Annotated in this window: 19 protein-coding genes; 12 read left to right on the top strand and 7 right to left on the bottom strand. The window is 42.5% G+C overall.

What is annotated here, in order from left to right; all coding sequences use genetic code 11:
- Positions 1-122 precede the first annotated feature (122 nt).
- The 6 genes from aspS to EOD41_RS17705 all read left to right on the top strand — a co-directional run bounded on the left by aspS (position 123) and on the right by EOD41_RS17705 (position 5,510).
- Positions 123-1,868 (top strand): aspartate--tRNA ligase, encoded by a 1,746-nt coding sequence (gene aspS, locus EOD41_RS17730; protein WP_127707433.1) that lies wholly within the window; start codon positions 123-125, stop codon positions 1,866-1,868.
- A gap of 68 nt (positions 1,869-1,936) precedes the next feature.
- Entirely contained in the window at positions 1,937-2,395 is a 459-nt protein-coding gene (locus EOD41_RS17725) for an FKBP-type peptidyl-prolyl cis-trans isomerase (protein ID WP_127707431.1), read from the top strand.
- Positions 2,396-2,514: 119 nt separating this feature from the next.
- A complete protein-coding gene (locus EOD41_RS17720; RefSeq protein ID WP_127707429.1) occupies positions 2,515-2,742 on the top strand; it encodes a hypothetical protein in 228 nt (75 codons plus the stop codon).
- A gap of 293 nt (positions 2,743-3,035) precedes the next feature.
- The gene (locus EOD41_RS17715) at positions 3,036-4,340 is read left to right on the top strand and encodes an amidohydrolase (protein WP_127707427.1); all 1,305 of its coding nucleotides are present in this window, start codon (positions 3,036-3,038) and stop codon (positions 4,338-4,340) included.
- Position 4,341: 1 nt separating this feature from the next.
- Positions 4,342-5,196, top strand: coding sequence for a hypothetical protein (locus EOD41_RS17710; RefSeq protein ID WP_127707425.1), 855 nt, complete (start codon positions 4,342-4,344; stop codon positions 5,194-5,196).
- Positions 5,196-5,510, top strand: coding sequence for a low molecular weight protein tyrosine phosphatase family protein (locus EOD41_RS17705; RefSeq protein WP_127707423.1), 315 nt, complete (start codon positions 5,196-5,198; stop codon positions 5,508-5,510). The genes EOD41_RS17710 and EOD41_RS17705 overlap by 1 nt, the downstream gene beginning before the upstream one ends.
- A gap of 6 nt (positions 5,511-5,516) precedes the next feature.
- Here EOD41_RS17705 and EOD41_RS17700 read toward each other — a convergent pair whose 3' ends face one another.
- The 4 genes from EOD41_RS17700 to EOD41_RS17685 all read right to left on the bottom strand — a co-directional run bounded on the left by EOD41_RS17700 (position 5,517) and on the right by EOD41_RS17685 (position 9,670).
- Complete coding sequence (locus EOD41_RS17700; RefSeq protein WP_127707421.1) at positions 5,517-5,810, bottom strand: hypothetical protein; 294 nt, start codon at positions 5,808-5,810, stop codon at positions 5,517-5,519.
- A 24-nt stretch (positions 5,811-5,834) separates the two neighbouring features.
- A complete protein-coding gene (locus EOD41_RS17695; protein WP_127707419.1) occupies positions 5,835-6,842 on the bottom strand; it encodes an NAD(P)H-dependent glycerol-3-phosphate dehydrogenase in 1,008 nt (335 codons plus the stop codon).
- A gap of 89 nt (positions 6,843-6,931) precedes the next feature.
- Positions 6,932-8,284 carry an efflux RND transporter periplasmic adaptor subunit gene (locus EOD41_RS17690; RefSeq protein ID WP_127707417.1) on the bottom strand — a complete coding sequence of 451 codons (1,353 nt, stop codon included), beginning with the start codon at positions 8,282-8,284 and terminating at the stop codon, positions 6,932-6,934.
- A 12-nt stretch (positions 8,285-8,296) separates the two neighbouring features.
- The gene (locus tag EOD41_RS17685) at positions 8,297-9,670 is read right to left on the bottom strand and encodes a TolC family protein (protein ID WP_127707415.1); all 1,374 of its coding nucleotides are present in this window, start codon (positions 9,668-9,670) and stop codon (positions 8,297-8,299) included.
- Between the two features lie 81 nt (positions 9,671-9,751).
- Here EOD41_RS17685 and EOD41_RS17680 point away from each other — a divergent pair, with 81 nt between their 5' ends.
- The 3 genes from EOD41_RS17680 (at position 9,752) to EOD41_RS17670 (ending at position 13,822) form a co-directional block, all read left to right on the top strand.
- The gene (locus EOD41_RS17680) at positions 9,752-10,384 is read left to right on the top strand and encodes a polysaccharide deacetylase family protein (RefSeq protein WP_127707413.1); all 633 of its coding nucleotides are present in this window, start codon (positions 9,752-9,754) and stop codon (positions 10,382-10,384) included.
- 29 nt (positions 10,385-10,413) lie between these two features.
- Complete coding sequence (gene serS, locus EOD41_RS17675; protein ID WP_127707411.1) at positions 10,414-11,685, top strand: serine--tRNA ligase; 1,272 nt, start codon at positions 10,414-10,416, stop codon at positions 11,683-11,685.
- 112 nt (positions 11,686-11,797) lie between these two features.
- Positions 11,798-13,822, top strand: coding sequence for a S8 family serine peptidase (locus tag EOD41_RS17670; protein WP_127707409.1), 2,025 nt, complete (start codon positions 11,798-11,800; stop codon positions 13,820-13,822).
- A gap of 1 nt (position 13,823) precedes the next feature.
- On the opposite strand, the gene EOD41_RS17665 is transcribed toward EOD41_RS17670, so the two are convergent.
- Entirely contained in the window at positions 13,824-14,312 is a 489-nt protein-coding gene (locus EOD41_RS17665) for a hypothetical protein (protein WP_127707407.1), read from the bottom strand.
- Positions 14,313-14,607: 295 nt separating this feature from the next.
- Between EOD41_RS17665 and EOD41_RS17660 the strand changes: the two genes are divergently transcribed.
- The 3 genes from EOD41_RS17660 to EOD41_RS17650 all read left to right on the top strand — a co-directional run bounded on the left by EOD41_RS17660 (position 14,608) and on the right by EOD41_RS17650 (position 16,611).
- The gene (locus EOD41_RS17660) at positions 14,608-15,072 is read left to right on the top strand and encodes a MarR family winged helix-turn-helix transcriptional regulator (protein ID WP_127707405.1); all 465 of its coding nucleotides are present in this window, start codon (positions 14,608-14,610) and stop codon (positions 15,070-15,072) included.
- Between the two features lie 97 nt (positions 15,073-15,169).
- Entirely contained in the window at positions 15,170-15,667 is a 498-nt protein-coding gene (locus EOD41_RS17655; protein WP_127707403.1) for an FKBP-type peptidyl-prolyl cis-trans isomerase, read from the top strand.
- An 8-nt stretch (positions 15,668-15,675) separates the two neighbouring features.
- A complete protein-coding gene (locus tag EOD41_RS17650) occupies positions 15,676-16,611 on the top strand; it encodes a hypothetical protein (protein WP_127707401.1) in 936 nt (311 codons plus the stop codon).
- A 12-nt stretch (positions 16,612-16,623) separates the two neighbouring features.
- On the opposite strand, the gene EOD41_RS17645 is transcribed toward EOD41_RS17650, so the two are convergent.
- A complete protein-coding gene (locus EOD41_RS17645; RefSeq protein ID WP_205780589.1) occupies positions 16,624-17,067 on the bottom strand; it encodes a sterol desaturase family protein in 444 nt (147 codons plus the stop codon).
- 98 nt (positions 17,068-17,165) lie between these two features.
- On the bottom strand, positions 17,166-18,569 hold the full coding sequence (gene lpdA / locus EOD41_RS17640; RefSeq protein ID WP_127707399.1) for a dihydrolipoyl dehydrogenase: 1,404 nt from the start codon (positions 18,567-18,569) through the stop codon (positions 17,166-17,168).
- Positions 18,570-18,620 lie beyond the last annotated feature (51 nt).

The following is an 18,620-nucleotide window of genomic DNA, read 5'->3' as shown; positions in this document are numbered from 1 at the left end:
AATATTGAAATTTTCTATCCATATCAACGCTTTTATAATGTAGGCATAATGGCTTTACGCTTTTACCTTTTTGCTTTCGGCTCAAAAATGTACTTTTGCAAACTTTATAAAAAATACCGGCTATGCTTAGAACTCATACCTGCGGCGAATTAAATATGAGCCATTTAGGCCAATCCGTAACCCTATGCGGATGGGTGCAAAAATTGCGCGATTTAGGTGGCACCACCTTTATTGATGTGCGCGACAGATATGGTTTAACCCAGTTAATACTTAATACCGAAAGCGATGTTACATTGCGAGATCTGGGCAAAGACCTAGGCCGTGAATTTGTTATTAAAGTAAGCGGAAAGGTACTTGAACGCACCAGCAAAAATCCGCGCATACCAACCGGAGATATCGAAATTGGTGTTGAAGAGCTTGAGGTACTTAACGCTGCCAAAATTCCCCCATTTTTAATTGAGGACGAAACCGACGGCGGTGAAGAACTGCGTGCCCGTTATCGTTATCTTGATTTGCGCCGTAACCCGTTACGCAACAACCTGGTGCTTCGCCATAAAATGGCGCAGGAAATACGTAAATATCTTGATGGGTTTGGATTTATAGAGGTGGAAACACCGGTATTAATCAAATCGACACCTGAAGGTGCACGTGATTTTGTGGTACCAAGCCGCATGAACCCGGGCGAGTTTTATGCCTTGCCGCAATCGCCGCAAACCTTCAAACAGTTGCTGATGGTGAGCGGTTTCGACCGTTACTTCCAGATAGTAAAATGTTTCCGTGACGAAGACCTTCGCGCCGATCGTCAGCCTGAGTTTACTCAGATAGATTGCGAGCTTTCGTTTATCGAGCAGGAAGATATCCTTAATATATTCGAGGGTATGACGCGTCACTTATTCAGTACGGTAAAAGGTATTCAGCTTGACAATTTTGCACGCATGCAATACGCCGACGCTATGCGCTTATATGGTTCAGATAAACCTGACCTTCGTTTCGGGATGGAGTTTGTTGAGCTTAATGATATAGTTAAAGGCAAAGGCTTCGGTATTTTTGATAATGCCGAACTGGTTGTGGGCATCAACGCTAAAGGCTGTGCCGAATACACCCGTAAACAAATTGACGAACTTACCGAGTGGCTGAAACGCCCGCAAATTGGCGCTACCGGTTTAATCTATTGCCGTTATAATAATGATGGTACACTAAAATCATCAGTTGATAAATTTTATAACGAAGACGAGCTCACTAACTGGGCAGCCGCTTTCGAAGCAGAAAAAGGCGACCTAATGCTGATACTTGCCGGCCAAACCGATAAGGTACGTAAGCAAATGAACGAGCTGCGTTTAGAAATTGGCGGCCGTTTAGGCTTACGTGACAAAGACAAATTTGCGCCGCTGTGGGTGGTTGACTTCCCGTTGCTGGAGTGGGACGAAGAAAGTGGACGCTACCATGCCATGCACCACCCGTTCACCTCACCAAAACCGGAAGATATTGCCTTGCTTGATACCGAACCGGGAAGCGTACGCGCAAACGCTTACGACCTTGTAATAAACGGCACCGAGATTGGCGGCGGCTCCATCCGTATCCACGAAAAAGGCCTGCAGTCGCTTATGTTTAAACACCTGGGCTTTTCTCCTGAAGAGGCACAAAAACAATTTGGTTTCCTGTTGGACGCTTTTGAGTACGGCGCGCCACCACATGGCGGTATTGCCTTCGGTTTCGACAGGCTTTGCTCAATTTTTGCCGGTCTTGATTCTATCCGTGATGTTATGGCTTTCCCAAAAAATAATTCGGGACGTGACATCATGATTGATTCGCCTTCGGTAATATCTCCTGAGCAGATGAAGGAACTTAATATCACTACAACGTTATAATAATATTTTTTGCCTTCCGTTGTAGCATTGCGTAATTTAACGGCGTAAAACCAATAAGCTATATATTAATGAAAAGGCATTTAATACTCATCGCATTAATAGCGGTGGCAGTTACTGCATGTAAGAAAGACAAGTTTAATGCTGCAGAACAAGCGAAAACTGATGAAGCGGATATAAAATACTATATCGGCATAAATAAAATACCGGCGGTTAAAGACGATGAATCACCTCTGTACTATCAAATAATAAATTCCGGCTCAGACAGTCATCCTACCGAAACAGCGAAGGTTACTTTGGCATTTGAAATTTCATTGCTTGATGGCACACAAATAAACAAAGGAACAACTTCTGCACAGCCTTTAAGCGGCCTTATTGAAGGGTTGCGCCGCGGCATACCCAAAATTGGCGCCGGCGGACAGATCATATTGTTTATTCCATCTGCTTTGGCTTATGGCCCTCAGGGTTATGCCAACATTCCACCCAACAAAGTACTTATATACAAACTTAACTTGGTTAGTTTTAATTGAACCAATCAACTAAATTAAGTTGTAGAAATTTATATTTAATGAAAGCCTTAATATGAAAAAGTTTTGCCTTTTATTCTCTGTCATTATAGCTATAACTACAAAATTAAAAACATAATAAAATGAAAAACTTTCTTTTGGTGGCTAAACTACTGGCGGTATCTTTTACCTCATGCAAAAAAGATAAGACTGTACCCAAAAGCCACGCAGTCAAAGAGGAAGAGTTGATTAAAGCTTATCTATTAGAAAAAAAATTAGTGCTAAAAAAGATACAGCCTCTGGATTATATTACTATATTGAGAATCCCGGTACAGGCATACACCCTTCGTCACTTTCGATACTTACAGTAAATTATACAAGCGAAGTGCTAACAACCGGCAAAGAAATCAGCAGTGGCACTGATGTTAAAATTTGGTTGCCTGAACTATAACATGCTTTAAGATCGGCTTACCTATGATTCGTGAAGGAGGTAAAATAGTTCTTTGCACCATCACATCTGGTCTTTAAAAGCGGTTATGTGGGCATAGTTTCGGAAACTACCGTTGTTATATTTAATATTGAACTACTTAGTCTTAGAAACACTGAATGAATTTAGATGCTTTTAAACAGCTGTAATTCTTATATATTTAAGGCAACCCTTCACATGAAAAAGTTTTGCCTTTTTTTATTCTCTGCCTGTTCGCTTACGGCATCGGCACAAAACAACGCGTTAAAAACTACCATAGCCCAAAAGGCTGACGCCCTGCAAAGCAAGATCATTGCCTGGCGGCGAAATTTTCATCAGCATCCTGAACTGGGCAACCGTGAAGTGCGCACAGCGGGCATTATAGCCAAATATCTCGATTCGCTGGATATTGAAGTAAGGACCGGCGTTGCTACAACAGGTGTTGTAGGAATTTTAAAGGGTGGTAAACCAGGTCCGGTTGTAGCTTTAAGGGCAGACATGGACGGCCTGCCTGTTATTGAACGTGTCGAGCTGCCATTCGCGTCCAAAGTAAAAACCACTTATAACGGCAATAAAGTGGGTGCTATGCATGCTTGCGGGCACGATTCGCATATGGCTATCCTGATGGCTGTGGCAGATATCTTGTCTTCAATAAAAAAAGACTTGCACGGCACCGTGAAGTTTATTTTTCAGCCTGCCGAAGAAGGTGCGCCTTATGGCGAAAAAGGCGGCGCTGAAGAAATGGTGAAACAGGGCGTACTTGAAAACCCTAAGGTTGATGCAATATTCGGCCTCCATATTTGGGCAAACCTTGAAGCAGGCAAAATTGAATATCGCCCGGGCGGCGCCATGGCCGGTGTTAACGACATGCTGATCACTATTAAAGGTAAATCATCACATGGCGCTTACCCATGGCAAAGCGCCGACCCGATAGTCGCATCGGCACAAATAATAACCGCGCTGCAAACCATTGTAAGCCGAAATATAAAAGTAACCGAAAATCCGGCTGTAGTAACGGTTGGCGCAATTAAAGGCGGTAACCGTTTTAATATCATCCCTGAAACGGTGGAAATGCAGGGCACCCTGCGCTATTTTACTAACGCCGATGAAAAGTTGATAACCGAACGGGTTAAACAACTTGCTACCAATATTGCTGAAGCATATAACACCACTGCTGATGTTAAAATTCCTTACAGTAATCATTATCCGGTTACTTTTAACAATGTGGCGTTAACACAACAAATGTTGCCTACGCTGCAGGCGGTGGTAGGTGAGAAAAATGTGATATTAACTCCACCGGTAACCGGTGCCGAAGATTTCAGCTTTTTTCAGGAGAAAGTTCCCGGCTTGTTTATCTTTTTAGGCGGTATGCCCAAAGGCGCCGATCCGGCCAAAGCACCCTCACACCATACACCTGATTTTTATATTGACGAAAGTGGTTTTACATTGGGTGTTAAAGCACTTTGTAATTTAACGCTCGATTATATGAGCCTAAACAAATAACATGATAAAGAAGGCATTATTTATTATGCTGGCTTTTACTTCGGTATCAGCCTCGGCGCAGAATCTGCGCAAAATTGAAGCAGAGATAACGGATGAAGCCAACGCAATGTACAAGTCGGAATGGGCTTCATGGTATGGAACTGATGTTTTTCAGGAGAAATGTGCGAATATAAAGGGTCAGCAGGGCGGCTATCTGTCATACGATAATGGCTCGGGACTTATAAATGTATTTTATTCAAAGGAAGAATTGCCACAGGTTATTGCTACAATAAACTTTGGTTATGGTTTTGATGCGAATAAGTACTTTTTGGATACTCTGAAACGCGAGTTTAATAAGCAAGAAAAAGCGTTGTATGGGATGAGAAAAGCAGCCATCGACGTTATGTATTCTGATACTACATTTAAGTACTATCAAAAATCAAGTTTAAACCCGGTACCGCTTATTTATAAAAACACTAAAAAGGTTTATGTGCTTACAGGTACCAATACCTCAGGCGTAGTTCTATTTGGCAATGATTATCAGATAGATTTTGATAAAAATGATAAAATTAAAGGCATAAGCAAACTCCACAATTCATTGATACCTGCATATTTTAAAAATAATGAAATCGATAGCAGCAAAATCCAAAAAGCCGCTATGCATAACCATATTAAAGGTAAAAGCGAGTTTATAACTGTTACCGATGTATGCACGCTGATGCTGTATTCAAAATTTACAACGTGGCAAACGTATTATGTAATAACCGACAAGTATGTTTCAATTTGGGATTGTAAGAAAAGTGGGTTAGTAATATTAACCCGTGAAGCCTGGGATAAGATATCCCGGGATCAAAAGAAAAAGCAAACTGTAAATTAGTGGCGAACCTGTTATTTATATGCAGTAAAAATCAGTGGCGAAGCCCTACTGCTGAACTGCTATTTAAAAATCACCCTGAACATATAGCCAGGTCGGCGGGTACCAGTATTAAAGCACGCATCAAAGTGAACCAGAAATTAGTTGACTGGGCTGATGTGATCTTTGTGATGGAACGAAAACATAAAACCTTGTTAAAGGAACGCTTTGAGATATCAATCAAACAAATAAACGTCATGGATATACCCGACGAGTATTTGTTTGGCGATGAAAGATTAATTATGATTTTAAAAGATCACCTGATTGATTATTTATAACTTAAATCAATCAACCTTTGTGCGCAGTTCCGACTCTTTCAGGTAAATGCGCTTGCCTTTTTTGTTAATGTAATAGTACTGCGAATTTTTGTCAATATAGATTGTCTCGTTATTAGGACCGGCTTTGCCTGCATATTTCTTATCTACTATTGATGATGCGCCTTTATTGGCAAGCTCAGCACTTTTATTGCCAACCTTCTTTGCAGTGTTACCTACTTTCTTTCCTACACTTTGCGCGAATGATTCTGACGCGATAAACATTCCGGCTGCAAGGGCAGCTATTTTTACTATGTTTTTCATAACCGTAATTGCATGTATAACTAATCAACCCAACTTTTCGGCCAATTGTTTCATTTCAATTATAGGTGGTTTCTTTTCATAAAGAATGGCGTACACTGCTTCGCAAATAGGCATAGAAACCTTATACTGCTTATTTATTTCGTGCAGGCAGTTAACGGCGTAGTAGCCCTCGGCAATCATGTTCATTTCCAATTGCGCCGAGCGGACGGTGTAACCTTTTCCAACCATGTTGCCAAACGTACGGTTACGACTGAATTGCGAGTAAGCAGTAACCAGTAAATCGCCCAGGTAGGCTGTTTCTTTTATATCACGGTCGATAGGATGCACGGCGTCAACAAAGCGCTTAAGCTCACGTATAGCGTTTGATATCAGTACCGACTGAAAGTTATCGCCGTAGCCTACGCCATGGCAAATACCGCTGGCTACGGCGTAAATGTTTTTAAGCACAGCTGCATATTCAGTACCAAAAATATCGTCAGACACGATAGTTTTTATATACCGGGTACTGATCATATTGGCAAATGTCGCCGCCAGTTGGGTATCATGTGAGGCGATGGTTAAATACGACAGCTTTTCAAGCGCAACTTCTTCTGCATGGCATGGGCCGCTTATCACAACAATATCAGTAAATGGTATGCCATAACGCTGGTGCAAAAACTCGCCAATAATAAGGTTCTCATCAGGCACAATACCTTTTATTGCTGATATGATCTTTTTGCCTTTTAAGTCAGCAGGTGTAATATCATGCAAAGCCTCTTTTAAAAACGCAGCAGGCACATTAAGCAATACAAAATCAGCTTTGGCTATAATGTCTTTAATATCGATTGAGATATTTTCCTGCGGAAGTTTTATCTCAACAGAACTAAGGTAGTTCGGGTTATGACGAAATTTATGGATATGCTCAACACTTTGCGCGTTGCGCATCCACCAGAAAATTTCTTTATCAGTATGATTGTCGGCAAGCATTTTAATGTTGGCCGTCGCCCAGCTTCCCCCGCCTATTACCGCTATTTTTATTGGTTGTGGTTGCATTAAAAAGAAAATGTCCTGCCGGGATAATTGTTTTCCGGCAGGACAAATGTACTATAGTTTTGCTGATCATAAAATCAGCTCAGCAACTGTTATTCTTTAGGCGCACCCGTTGACGAGTTACCAAACAGTTTCGATTTATCAACTTTCTCAACCACTTCATTGTCTTTTAGCGTTTTTGAGATAGCTGAATAAGGGGCCGATACCACTTCATCCCCGGCTTTAAGGCCCGACGACACCTGAATGTAAGCGTCATCCTGTATACCGGTAGTAACAGCTACCTGTTTTACCTTGCCAGCATTGTACACGAATACCACTTCCTGCACAGGGCCGCTTATTTTCTTAGCCGCTTCATCATCATCACTGCCGTCAGTTTTCACGGCAGGCGCTTTTTTATCCATGCGGGTAGTTACCGCCTGTATCGGCACTGCTAAAGCTTGTGTTTTGTTGGTTTTTATTTCAACGGTAGCGGTTAAGCCGGGACGGAACGGCGAAGGGTTACCCGCATTTTTCTTAAGTAAACCGGTATACGATGCTGAATCGATACGAACCTTAACCGTGAAATTGGTCACCTGGTCGGCATTGGTACCTACTACGTTAGCCGAACTGCCTATTTCAATAACTTTACCGGTAAATTTCTTACCAAGGAAAGCGTCAACCTCAATATCTGATTCATCGCCAATGCTTATACGGTTGATGTCATTTTCGTTAACATCAACATTTACGTCCATTTCATTAAGGTCTGATATAGTCATCATTTCGGTACCGGCCATTTGGATAGTACCCAGCACACGCTCACCTTTTTCAACAGATAGTTTTGACACCACACCATCAACCGGTGAGTATATCGAAGTTTTAGCCAGGTTATCCTGCGCTTCCTTAACCGATGCCTGTGATTGCTCTAAACCAAACTTAGCGCCTATTACGTTTTGACGTACGGCTTCAAGATTAGCCTTTGCAGTTTCATAATCAGCTTGTGCTTTTTCAAATTCTGCCGTTGTGATAACCTTTTTATCGTAAAGCTCTTTGCTTCTTTTAAATGTTGATGATTGATTAGCAAATGATGTTTCAGCTTGTTTAAGTACCTGGGCAGAGTTACCTACAGCAGCTTTTTGACTGTTGTATGAAGCCACTGCACGCTCGTAGCCTGACTTTAAAATATCAGGCCTGATACGGCAAAGCAGCTGGCCTTTTTTAACCACGTCGCCTTCCTTAATAGGAAGATCAACAATCTCGCCTGATACTTCCGCGCTGATCTTTACTTCAACGTGCGGCTTAATTTTACCGCTTGCCGAAACACTTTCAACAATTACCCGCTCGGTAGCCTTTTCAGTAGCTACCTGCGTTTTTTGAGGTCCGCCTATTAAGCCGGTAACCTTTCCTATTACAATCAACAGGATCAGGGCACCAAGGCCTATCAGAATATATTTAGTAGTTTTTCCCATGGTTTTATGTAGTTATAGCGTTATAGGGTTTCCAAGATAATAATCAATTACTTTACTGCGGAACACCAACTGGTATTGCGCCTGTATCATATCAAATTGTGCTTTGTTAAGATTGGTTAAAGCAGTGTTCAGGTCTAGCGAGTTAACCAGCCCTACATTAAAGCGTTCAAGAATTGCATTATATGCAACCTTGTTTGAGTTATAGGTTTGTATAGCCGATTGATAACGTTTGTCTGCCGCCTGTACGTCCCAAACGGCCTGATAAATAATCTTGCTTAAATTGTTTCTTGCCAGTTGTGCCGTAACCTCCGCATTCTGTAAGTTTATTTTGGCCTTGCGTACCGATGTACGGGTAGCAAAACGTGTAAATATCGGTATTTGTAAGCTAACACCTATCGACTGGTAAAAGTTATCGTTTAACTGCCCGAACACGCTTGGTTTAAAAAATATTGGTTGTTGTGTTATCGGATCTACGCCTGTTACACGCTGATAAATACTTGAATAATTTGAACCCAGTGAAGCGAACATTGCCAAAGTTGGATAATAAGCGCCCTGTGCAACTTTTACGGCCTGAGCCAAAGCATCGCGGCGCAGCTCGGCAAGACGAACATCCGGGTTAACGGAAACAGCGGTGTTGTAAACATCCTGAGCATTAAACAATGTTTTTACGCTTATTTTGCTGATGTCGGGTTTCTCAACCTCAATAACTGTTTCCGGCGGTATCTCAAGGTATTGTTTAAGTGTTAAAATAGATTGATCGAGCGCGTTCTGCGCGTCGGTAACATTCAGGTCGGCTGTTGAAAGCTGCGCCCTTGCCTGTGAAAGGTCGGCAGTGGTTTGGTTCCCTGCTTTAAAGCTTATCTCCGAGCGGTTAAGCGTTTGCCTTGCAATTTCTGTTTGCTGTCTTGAAGCAGTTAACAGATCCTGATTGTTTAATACTGAAAGATAAGTGGTGATCACATTCAGTATCAGGTCGTTTTTTACTTTAGCAGTATTAGTTTTATCGGCCTCTAAAGTGATTTTATTTTGGATGATCTGGTTACGCAACTGCCCGCCCTGGAACAATACAACCTGCGAGGTTAATGACCCATAAGCAGTAAATATCCTTTCGTTGGTGAACGAGTAGGTCGATTGGTCTAAGCTTCGGCCAAAGTTAAATGATCCCTGCGAGTTGATACCAAGATCGGGCAGACGATTATATTTTGATTGTTTAAGGTCTTCTGTTGAAAGCGCCTCATTAAATTGGGCCTGCTTTATGGTAAGGTTACGTTCAAGGGCCAGCTCAACCGCTTTTAACAAGCTGATTTTTTGCTGGGCAACAACGCTTATTGCCGGCACCGTGAACAGGATAAGGCATGTTACGGCTTTTATAATTTTTATTTTCATTTAGGATGAATATCTGCAATTTTAGCAACTAAATGCTGCCTGCCAAAAGTTTTTTAACTACAATTAACGTACTTTGTAACCATGTACCTGGTTAAAACACCATGGTGGCTAAAAATGCTATATCCCACTCTTACATGGGATGTGCCCGCCACGAATAAGCGTATTTATCTCACTTTTGACGATGGACCTATACCTATTGTTACACCATTCGTGCTAAATATTTTAAAGCAGTACCATGCCAAAGCCACCTTTTTTTGCATTGGCAATAATGTCGAAAATCATCAGGATATTTTTAATGAGGTAAAAAACGCCGGCCATGCTATAGGTAACCATACCTATAATCACCTGCGTGGCTGGAATACAGATGACGATATTTATACCGAAAATTATTTTAAAACGGATAAACTGCTTGATACTCCGCTTTTCAGGCCGCCATACGGACGTATCAAAAGGTCACAGATAAAACAGCTGAAGGCTGCCCGTCCGGACATTAACATTATTATGTGGAGTGTACTTAGCGGCGATTTCGACATGACGCTGAAACCCGAACTGTGCCTGAAGAATGTAATGAAATACACCAAACCTGGCTCTATCGTTGTTTTTCATGATAGTAAGAAAGCGTTTAACCGTCTTGAATATGTATTACCGCGCGCTCTTGGTTTATGGGAAGCCGAAGGTTATACATTTGAAACGCTTCCTGTACAAACGCCCTAAGTTTATATCTTTGCCCAAAATAGAAAATCATGCTGCAAGTAAGTTATATACGCGATAATAGAGAATTGGTGCTTGAACGTTTGGCTGTAAAAAATTTCAAACAGCCTGAATTGGTTGAGGAAATAATTGCGCTTGACGATAAACGCAAGCAAACTCAAAACCGCGCGGATAACACTTCGGCTGAGGCAAATGCCGCTGCTAAAAAAATAGGTGAGCTGATGCGCACCGGCCAAAAAGAAGAGGCTGAGGCCATAAAAGCCAATACCGGCAAGTGGAAAGAAGAAATAAAACAACTTACCGAGCAACTTGGCAGTATTGAAGAAGAACTTCAGCAAAAGCTGGTATTATTACCAAATCTGCCGCATACATCGGTACCCAAAGGCTTAACACCTGAAGAAAACGAGATAGTGCTTGAAAACGGCGAAAAGCCCCAGCTACCCGGCAATGCACTGCCTCATTGGGAACTTGCCGCAAAATATAACCTGATTGATTTTGAGCTTGGCGTTAAAATTACCGGCGCCGGCTTCCCGGTTTATAAAGGCAAAGGCGCTAAATTACAGCGCGCGTTGATCAGCTACTTTTTAGATGAAGCTGAAAAAGCAGGTTATAGCGAAATGATCGTTCCACTGCTGGTAAACGAAGCATCGGGCTTTGGCACAGGGCAGTTGCCTGATAAAGAAGGACAAATGTATTATGTAGGGCTTGATAACCTGTACCTGATACCCACCGCCGAAGTACCGGTAACCAACTTGTACCGTGATGTAATTTTAAAAGCCGATGAGCTTCCGGTAAAAAACTGCGGTTACACGCCATGTTTCCGCCGCGAGGCGGGCTCATATGGAGCGCATGTACGCGGACTGAACCGCCTGCACCAGTTTGATAAGGTTGAAATTGTACAGGTAGTACACCCCGACAATTCATACCAGGCACTTGAAGATATGAGCGCCCATGTACAAGGCCTGCTGCAAAACCTTGGCCTGCCTTATCGTGTGCTGCGATTATGCGGTGGCGATATGGGCTTCGCTTCAGCGCTTACCTATGATATGGAAACCTGGAGCGCGGCGCAGCAACGCTGGTTAGAGGTATCGTCAGTATCAAACTTTGAAACGTTCCAAAGCAACAGGCTTAAGTTGCGTTTCCGCAATGCCGAAGGTAAAACGCAATTGGCGCATACCCTTAACGGAAGCGCTTTGGCACTGCCCCGCATTGTTGCTACACTGCTGGAAAACAATCAAACTGAAGACGGAATTAAAATACCGGAGGTGCTGGTTCCTTATACTAAGTTTGAGTCGATCAGGTAAAACACCACAATCAACGGCACAATTTGCTATAGTTGGTTTTTTTAATTTTTTAATTCGGTTTAAAATACTGAAAATTGCTATAAGTAAATTAAACCGGATTATTCACCTATACATGAAACGCCTCTCGCCGGCAGCTATAGCTTGCTTTATATTAGTATTCTTTGCCGCCGATGCTTTTTCGCAACGCAGGCTTGTAACTGAAAATCAACGTAAAAATCTTGAAGATTTTGCAGGCCGGTTACGTGCTTCATCAATCACAGGCAGAGATCAGGCACGGGCGCTTGCAGCCTCCAAAAATTGGGCTGTACGCAAAGTTTCATCATCAGGAGCTGTTATTTCACTGCAGGGCGTTAACCGCGCAGGCTTCCCTATATTTCTTCGCACAAGTAATACTGAAGCTGCGGCAGCAACACGTACTAATACTGTACAACCCGGCGGTGAACTGGGCTTAAACCTATCAGGATCAAGTTCTATATTAAACAACAAACTGGCGATATGGGACGGCGGTATAGTTTATACCAACCATCGTGAGTTTAACGGCAAAACCATTACCATAGCGCCCGGCCAAACTAATGTTGATGAACATGCCACCCACGTTGCAGGCACATTAATTGCCAGAGGTGCAACGCCGTTGGCTAAAGGAATGGCTTTTGGAATGAGCACTTTACACTCATTTGATTATGATAAGGATGCTGAAGAAATGAGCGACAATGCAGGTGGGCTGATCCTATCTAATCACTCATACGGAGATATTGCTGGTTGGGACGACAATACATGGTACGGATTGCCCGGCGATACGGTTGACTACTTGTTCGGGTTTTATGACGACCGTGCACAGGCATGGGATAAAATTGCTTACGAAGCGCCTTATTACTTAATTGTTGAATCGGCGGGCAATAGCCATGCATATAACGGTCCTGCAGTAGGCTCAACCTATTACGGTTATAAAAGCCGTACCGATCCGGAAATTGTTGAAAAAGGCCCGCGCCCCGAAACCATCAGTAATAATGATGGTTTCGACGTATTGCCTACTACGGCTAATGCCAAAAATATTTTGACTATTGGGTCGGTAGGCTCACTCCCCGACGGACCTGATAACATAAATGATCTTGTAATATCAAACTTCGGGAGCTGGGGCCCTACCGACGATGGCCGTGTAAAACCCGACCTTTGCGGCATGGGCGAAAGCGTTTATTCAACCCTTAGTTTTGGCACCAATGCATATGGCTATAAATCGGGCACATCAATGTCTACACCTAATGTCACCGGCTCACTTTTGCTACTGCAGGAGTATTATTCAAAATTGCATAGTGATAGTCTGATGCTGTCATCCACCCTAAAAGGATTGGTTTGCCATACCGCTTTTGATGGCGGCAACCCGGGGCCTGATTATAAGTTTGGCTGGGGATTGCTGGATATGCGCAAAGCGGCACAAACAATTACCAATAATGGCACAAGCACTTATATCAAAGAAGCAAGCATACAGCAAGGGCAAACGCAGACATATAGCATAAGCACTACAGGTACTGAGCCTTTAGTGGCCACAATCGCCTGGACAGACCCTGAAGGCACGCCATCTGCAGCCGGTACCATAAACGACCGTTCACCCAAACTGGTGAATGATCTTGATATAAAAATAAGCGGTAACGGTATAGTTTATCAGCCCTGGGTGCTTGATCCTGAACATCCTTCGGCTGTGGCTAAAACGGGCAATAATAACGTTGACAACGTAGAACAAGTGCGCACTTCGGTTAATTCATCGGCCAATACTTATGAGGTTACAATATCTCATAAAGGCGTGTTGCAGCATGGCGGTCAAAACTATTCGCTGATAATAAGCGGTGCAAAAGTTACCGGTACTACCACCACCAATACTACCGAAGGCCTTTCGGTGTTCCCGGTACCTACTAATCAGAATAACAAGTTAACTGTGTTGTACAATGTAAAACAGGCAGGCTCATTAAAACTGCAACTTATCAATCTTGCAGGATATACCGTTTACTCGACACAGCAAAATGTACCTTCAGGTAATTTTAACGCCGAAATTGGGGTTGGCACCTTTGCTTCCGGCGTTTATGTGTTGAAATTATCTGTAGGTAATGAAGTTGAAACCAGGAAAGTGCTGGTTGTTAAATAGCTTAAAAAGTATATTTTAAACCTAAGCCAGGCGCAAGGTCAAAAAATGGCCCGTTCAACTCAACACGCGGGTTTAAATCAAGGCTAATACCAATAGGCGATTCTGGAATGATATATTCAAGTCCCAATACGCCATCAGCACCAATCATAATCTGGTCTTTGGTATAAATTTCATCATCGGCACCAAATCTTCTGTAGCGGCCTTTGCCAATAGCGCCAATGTGCGCGCCAAAGCCATAGTAAAATTTAAATTTATCTACGTTAAATGCCGGCTGATGAATCTCATATAAACCTGTGATAACTACGCCACCCCTCCTGAAACCCAATATACCTTCAAGCGCGGTATTAGGCTGTACAAAGTGTTTGGCCGATATGCCGTTTTCATATCCGCCAAATTTAAGGCCGACGGCTGTACTGTAATCCTGAGCTTTTATTTTGGTTGAAATAAATAAACAAAGGCTGAAACTAATTAAGTAAAGTGCTTTTCTCATCGTGATATTTTTATGCAAATAAACGGCATAAAACATATTTTATGTTAGCGGTTATTAAAAAAGCAGGGGTGCCTGCACCATATATCTTTAAAAGGCAAAGACGCCAAAGTGGTTAAACGGCTTGAAGTCAATTGCTTTAACCGTTGTTATACAAAATGCGTACAGTTAGTAAAAACACGAGGGAATAATAACATAATCCAACCGTTTAAAAGTTTTATCCAAAGTATATGCCTGTTAAATCAATGCATCTGCAGAATGGTAAGTACTTTAAAATAATTATGTTTGCTGCCAACACATGCGTAACACGTTAAAACACCGCGAAACCATTGATTACCTGCTTAAGCTGGTATGGCAAAGCATTGCCAATAAATATAACCAGCTGGTTATTGATCATGGTATTACCCAATCAATAGGTTATCTGTTGCTAAACATTGATGAAACCGAGGGTACTACCGTTTCGCAGGCGGCACAATTGCTGGGACTTAAATCAACCAGCCTATCGCGCACGCTTAACAACCTTGAAGAATCCGGATTGATTTATCGTGAATCAAACACGGGTGATAAACGCTCGGTGAAAATTTATCTTACCCAAGCCGGTATTGAAAAAAGGCAACTTGCACGCAGCGTTGCAAAAGAGTTTAACAATTACCTGAAGGAACACCTTTCTGAAAAAGAAGCCGAGTATCTTTCGGCGCTGCTAAAAAAAATAAACAAGCTCACCATTAATTACGAACCATCGGCCCAAAACAAAAAGTTTTAACCGGGTAATATTCAACGCTGCAGGGCGTTAAACGTTAAAAATTGTTAAGCTGCTGCTTTTGAAGTATAAAACCATAAATTTGCGGGTTGAAAGTAAAATGAAAAGGGTATTGGTGGCCATACTGTTTATTACCGTGGCTTTACAGGCTTGCAAAAAAACGCTTGTAGGCGAAGAGCGGTATCGTGAACAGGCGGCTAAGGATGATGCCATTATTCAGCAGTACATAGTTGATAATAATTTGCAGGATTCGGTACAGCGGATAGATACTTCGGGAGTTTATTATATTATCAGAAAACCGGGCAGCGGGAATGATGTATATACCAATTCGACACGGGTTACCGTTGGATTCACCACCAGGGTACTTACTACCGGTCAATTGATATTTCAAACCGATCAGTTTCATCCAACCTATTCATTAGGCAGCAATATTATAAGAGCCTGGCAACTGGGCATACCCCAAGTGCAGGAAGGCGGTGTTGTGAGAATATTATCACCGTCGCGTTACGCATATGGGCCATATCCGCAGCCATCGTTAGGGTTACCTGCCGATGCCATACTTGATTTTGAAATAACTGTTTATAACATACAGAACTAAAACTATAAATGAAACGAATTCTATTCACCTTTCTGGCAGGCGCGGCTATTTTAACATCATGTAATAAAGACAAGGTGTATCCTGATATCAAACAATATGATAGCGAACAAATACAAAATTACATTAATGCCAATGGCCTTAAAAACGCCATGCAGCGCGACACAACCGGCGGCGATACCAGCGGTATATACTATCAAATTATTGACCAGGGCCATGGTAAAAACATTGAATATTCAGACAGGCTGAACATGGTGTATACCATACGCACTTTTGATGGAAAATATGTTGCTACCGATACAATACTTAATCATTACAGTGGTTACCTGGGCCAGTTTGCGTCATTGGGATTACCAAAAGGTTTGCAATCCGCTATCTATAACAACCTGAAAAATAAAGGCGGCAGCATGAGGGTGCTTATACCATCACGGTTAGCTTACGGCGTTAACGGAACAGGATCAGGCAGCGTTGAAAACAACAGCCGCATAGCAGGTAACCAATGCCTCGATTATTGGGTACGCATTATTGATAACCAACGCGGATATGACAGTGTGGCTATACAGAATTTTGCAACTCGTAACAGTATAAATTTAAGCGAATACACACGTGATATTTCTGGCTTATATTATAAAATAAGCGGATTAGACACCGGCGATGTTGTTACAAAGTCAGCGTATGTTTCACTGTCATATTCTTTGTATAACTTAAACAATGCCTTAATTCAACAATCATCTTATTCAGATACTTATGATGCATTGATTAAGGCTGTACAAGAATCTCTTCTTTCAACAAGAAACGGGCAGCAGGTTTCATTATTGATCCCAACTCATCTTGGCTATGGTGATCCGGCGCAGTTATCAAATACCGGAGTGGTGATAATACCAGCTTTTAGCTGTTTAAAATACGATTATACAATAACAGCAGTAACTAACTATGCGCAAGAATAAAAATTAAAAGTTTTATTGTTTAAACCATTTTCGGCTTGCTATCAGCAGGCCGAATTCTTTTGAAGGGTATTTGTCCATTGATTTGTGGTGTATTTTATGCGCCCGCCGAATGCCTTTCAGATAAAGGTTATTGCTTTTAAAAGCCTTAAAGCGGTTATGTATAAACCAGTCGTGAAATATAAAATATATACACCCGTAGATACTGATACCCGTACCTATCCAAAAACGGTAGTCAAGTGTAACATGCCCGACCCACATCAGCCATAAAGCTATTGAGGCGAACAGCAAACTGAAAATGTCATTCAGTTCGAACCAGCCTTTTTTATGCCCGTGATGTGTTTTATGTATGAACCACAGCGGTCCGTGAAACAGGTATTTGTGGATAAACCACGAGAAAGCCTCCATACCGAAGATGGTAGCGAGGGTTATTCCTGTATTGATGAGTAGCTGAATCATTTCGGATGTCGAATGTTCAATTTCGAATTTTATTTAAACAATACCGAATTGACGGTCTTTTGTTCTGCAAATTCGAAATTGAACATTCGAATCCGAAATTAAATATGTATCGCCCTGTTACCGGTAGCGGCAAGGCAGGCCTCGCGCATGGCTTCGGTAAATGTTGGGTGAGCGTGGCTGGTGCGGGTAACATCCTCGGCAGATGCACGGTATTCCATAGCCAGTACAGCTTCGGCTATCATATCTGCGGCACGCGGTCCAATCATGTGTACGCCTAAAATTTCGTCTGTGCCGGCATCAGCAAGCACTTTAACAAAGCCGTCAAGGTCGCCGCTTGCGCGCGCACGGCCACTGGCCTTGAACGGGAACGAACCGGTTTTATATTTAACGCCTTTTTCCTTCAGCTGCTCTTCGGTATAACCTACGCTGGCAACTTCAGGCCAGGTGTAAACCACGCCTGGTATCAGGTTGTAGTTGATGTGCGGTTTTTGTCCGGCTATGATCTCTGCAACAAAAGTGCCTTCATCTTCGGCTTTGTGTGCCAGCATTGCGCCTCGAATAACGTCACCTATTGCATAAACACCTTTAACGCTGGTTTCCAGATGCTCGTCAACAGTGATTTTCTTGCCGCGCTCTTCAACGGTGATGCCAATTTTATCAAGCCCTAAACCATCAGTATAAGCTATCCGACCTACAGCTACCAGGCAGTAGTCGCCTTTGAGTTCTTTTTTCTCGCCTTTCGGACTATCAAACGTAACAGTCACTTCTTTACCTTTTACAGCAGCGCCGGTAACCTTATGGCCCAGGTAAAACTCCATGCCCTGCTTTTGCAATACCTTTTGCAATTCGCGGCCAAGGCTTTTATCCATAGTTGGAATAATGCCGTCCATAAACTCGATAACCGAAACCTTAGCGCCAAGGCGTGAATATACCGAACCAAGTTCCAGGCCGATAACACCGCCGCCAATCAGTATAAGGTGCTTTGGTATTTCTTTCAGCGCAAGCGCCTCGGTTGAAGTAATAATGCGTTTTTTATCAATTTGCAGAAACGGCAGAGACGATGGTTTTGAGCCGGTAGCAATAATTACGTTTTTGGTGGTCAGCTCCTGAACGCTTTTATCGTCTTTAGTAACAATAATGGTGTTTTTATCTTTAAATGAGCCCACACCCTGATGAACATCTATCTTATTTTTTTTCATCAGGAAAGCAATACCGCTGGTATTGGCCGCTACCACTTCCTCTTTGCGTTTTACCATCTGCCCGAAATCAACAGACAGATTATCTAAATTGATACCATGAGTTTTGAAGGCATGTGCCGCGTTATGATAATGCTCAGATGAATCGAGCAGGGCTTTTGATGGGATACACCCCACATTAAGGCAGGTGCCGCCCAAGGTGCTGTATTTTTCAATAATAGCAGTTTTTAAACCCAGCTGCGCGCAGCGTATTGCAGCCACATATCCGCCCGGGCCCGAACCTATAACGATAACATCATATTGCATAACGGTAGTATTTGTTTAGAGGCGGCTAAGTTAAGCATTATTAGCTGCTAA

Origin of the sequence: Mucilaginibacter limnophilus (genome assembly GCF_004005815.1) — a bacterium.
In the GTDB taxonomy this organism is placed as follows: Bacteria; Bacteroidota; Bacteroidia; order Sphingobacteriales; family Sphingobacteriaceae; genus Mucilaginibacter; species Mucilaginibacter limnophilus.
Note: the sequence above shows the minus strand (reverse complement) of the source record. Positions and strands in the feature narration are given on the sequence as shown.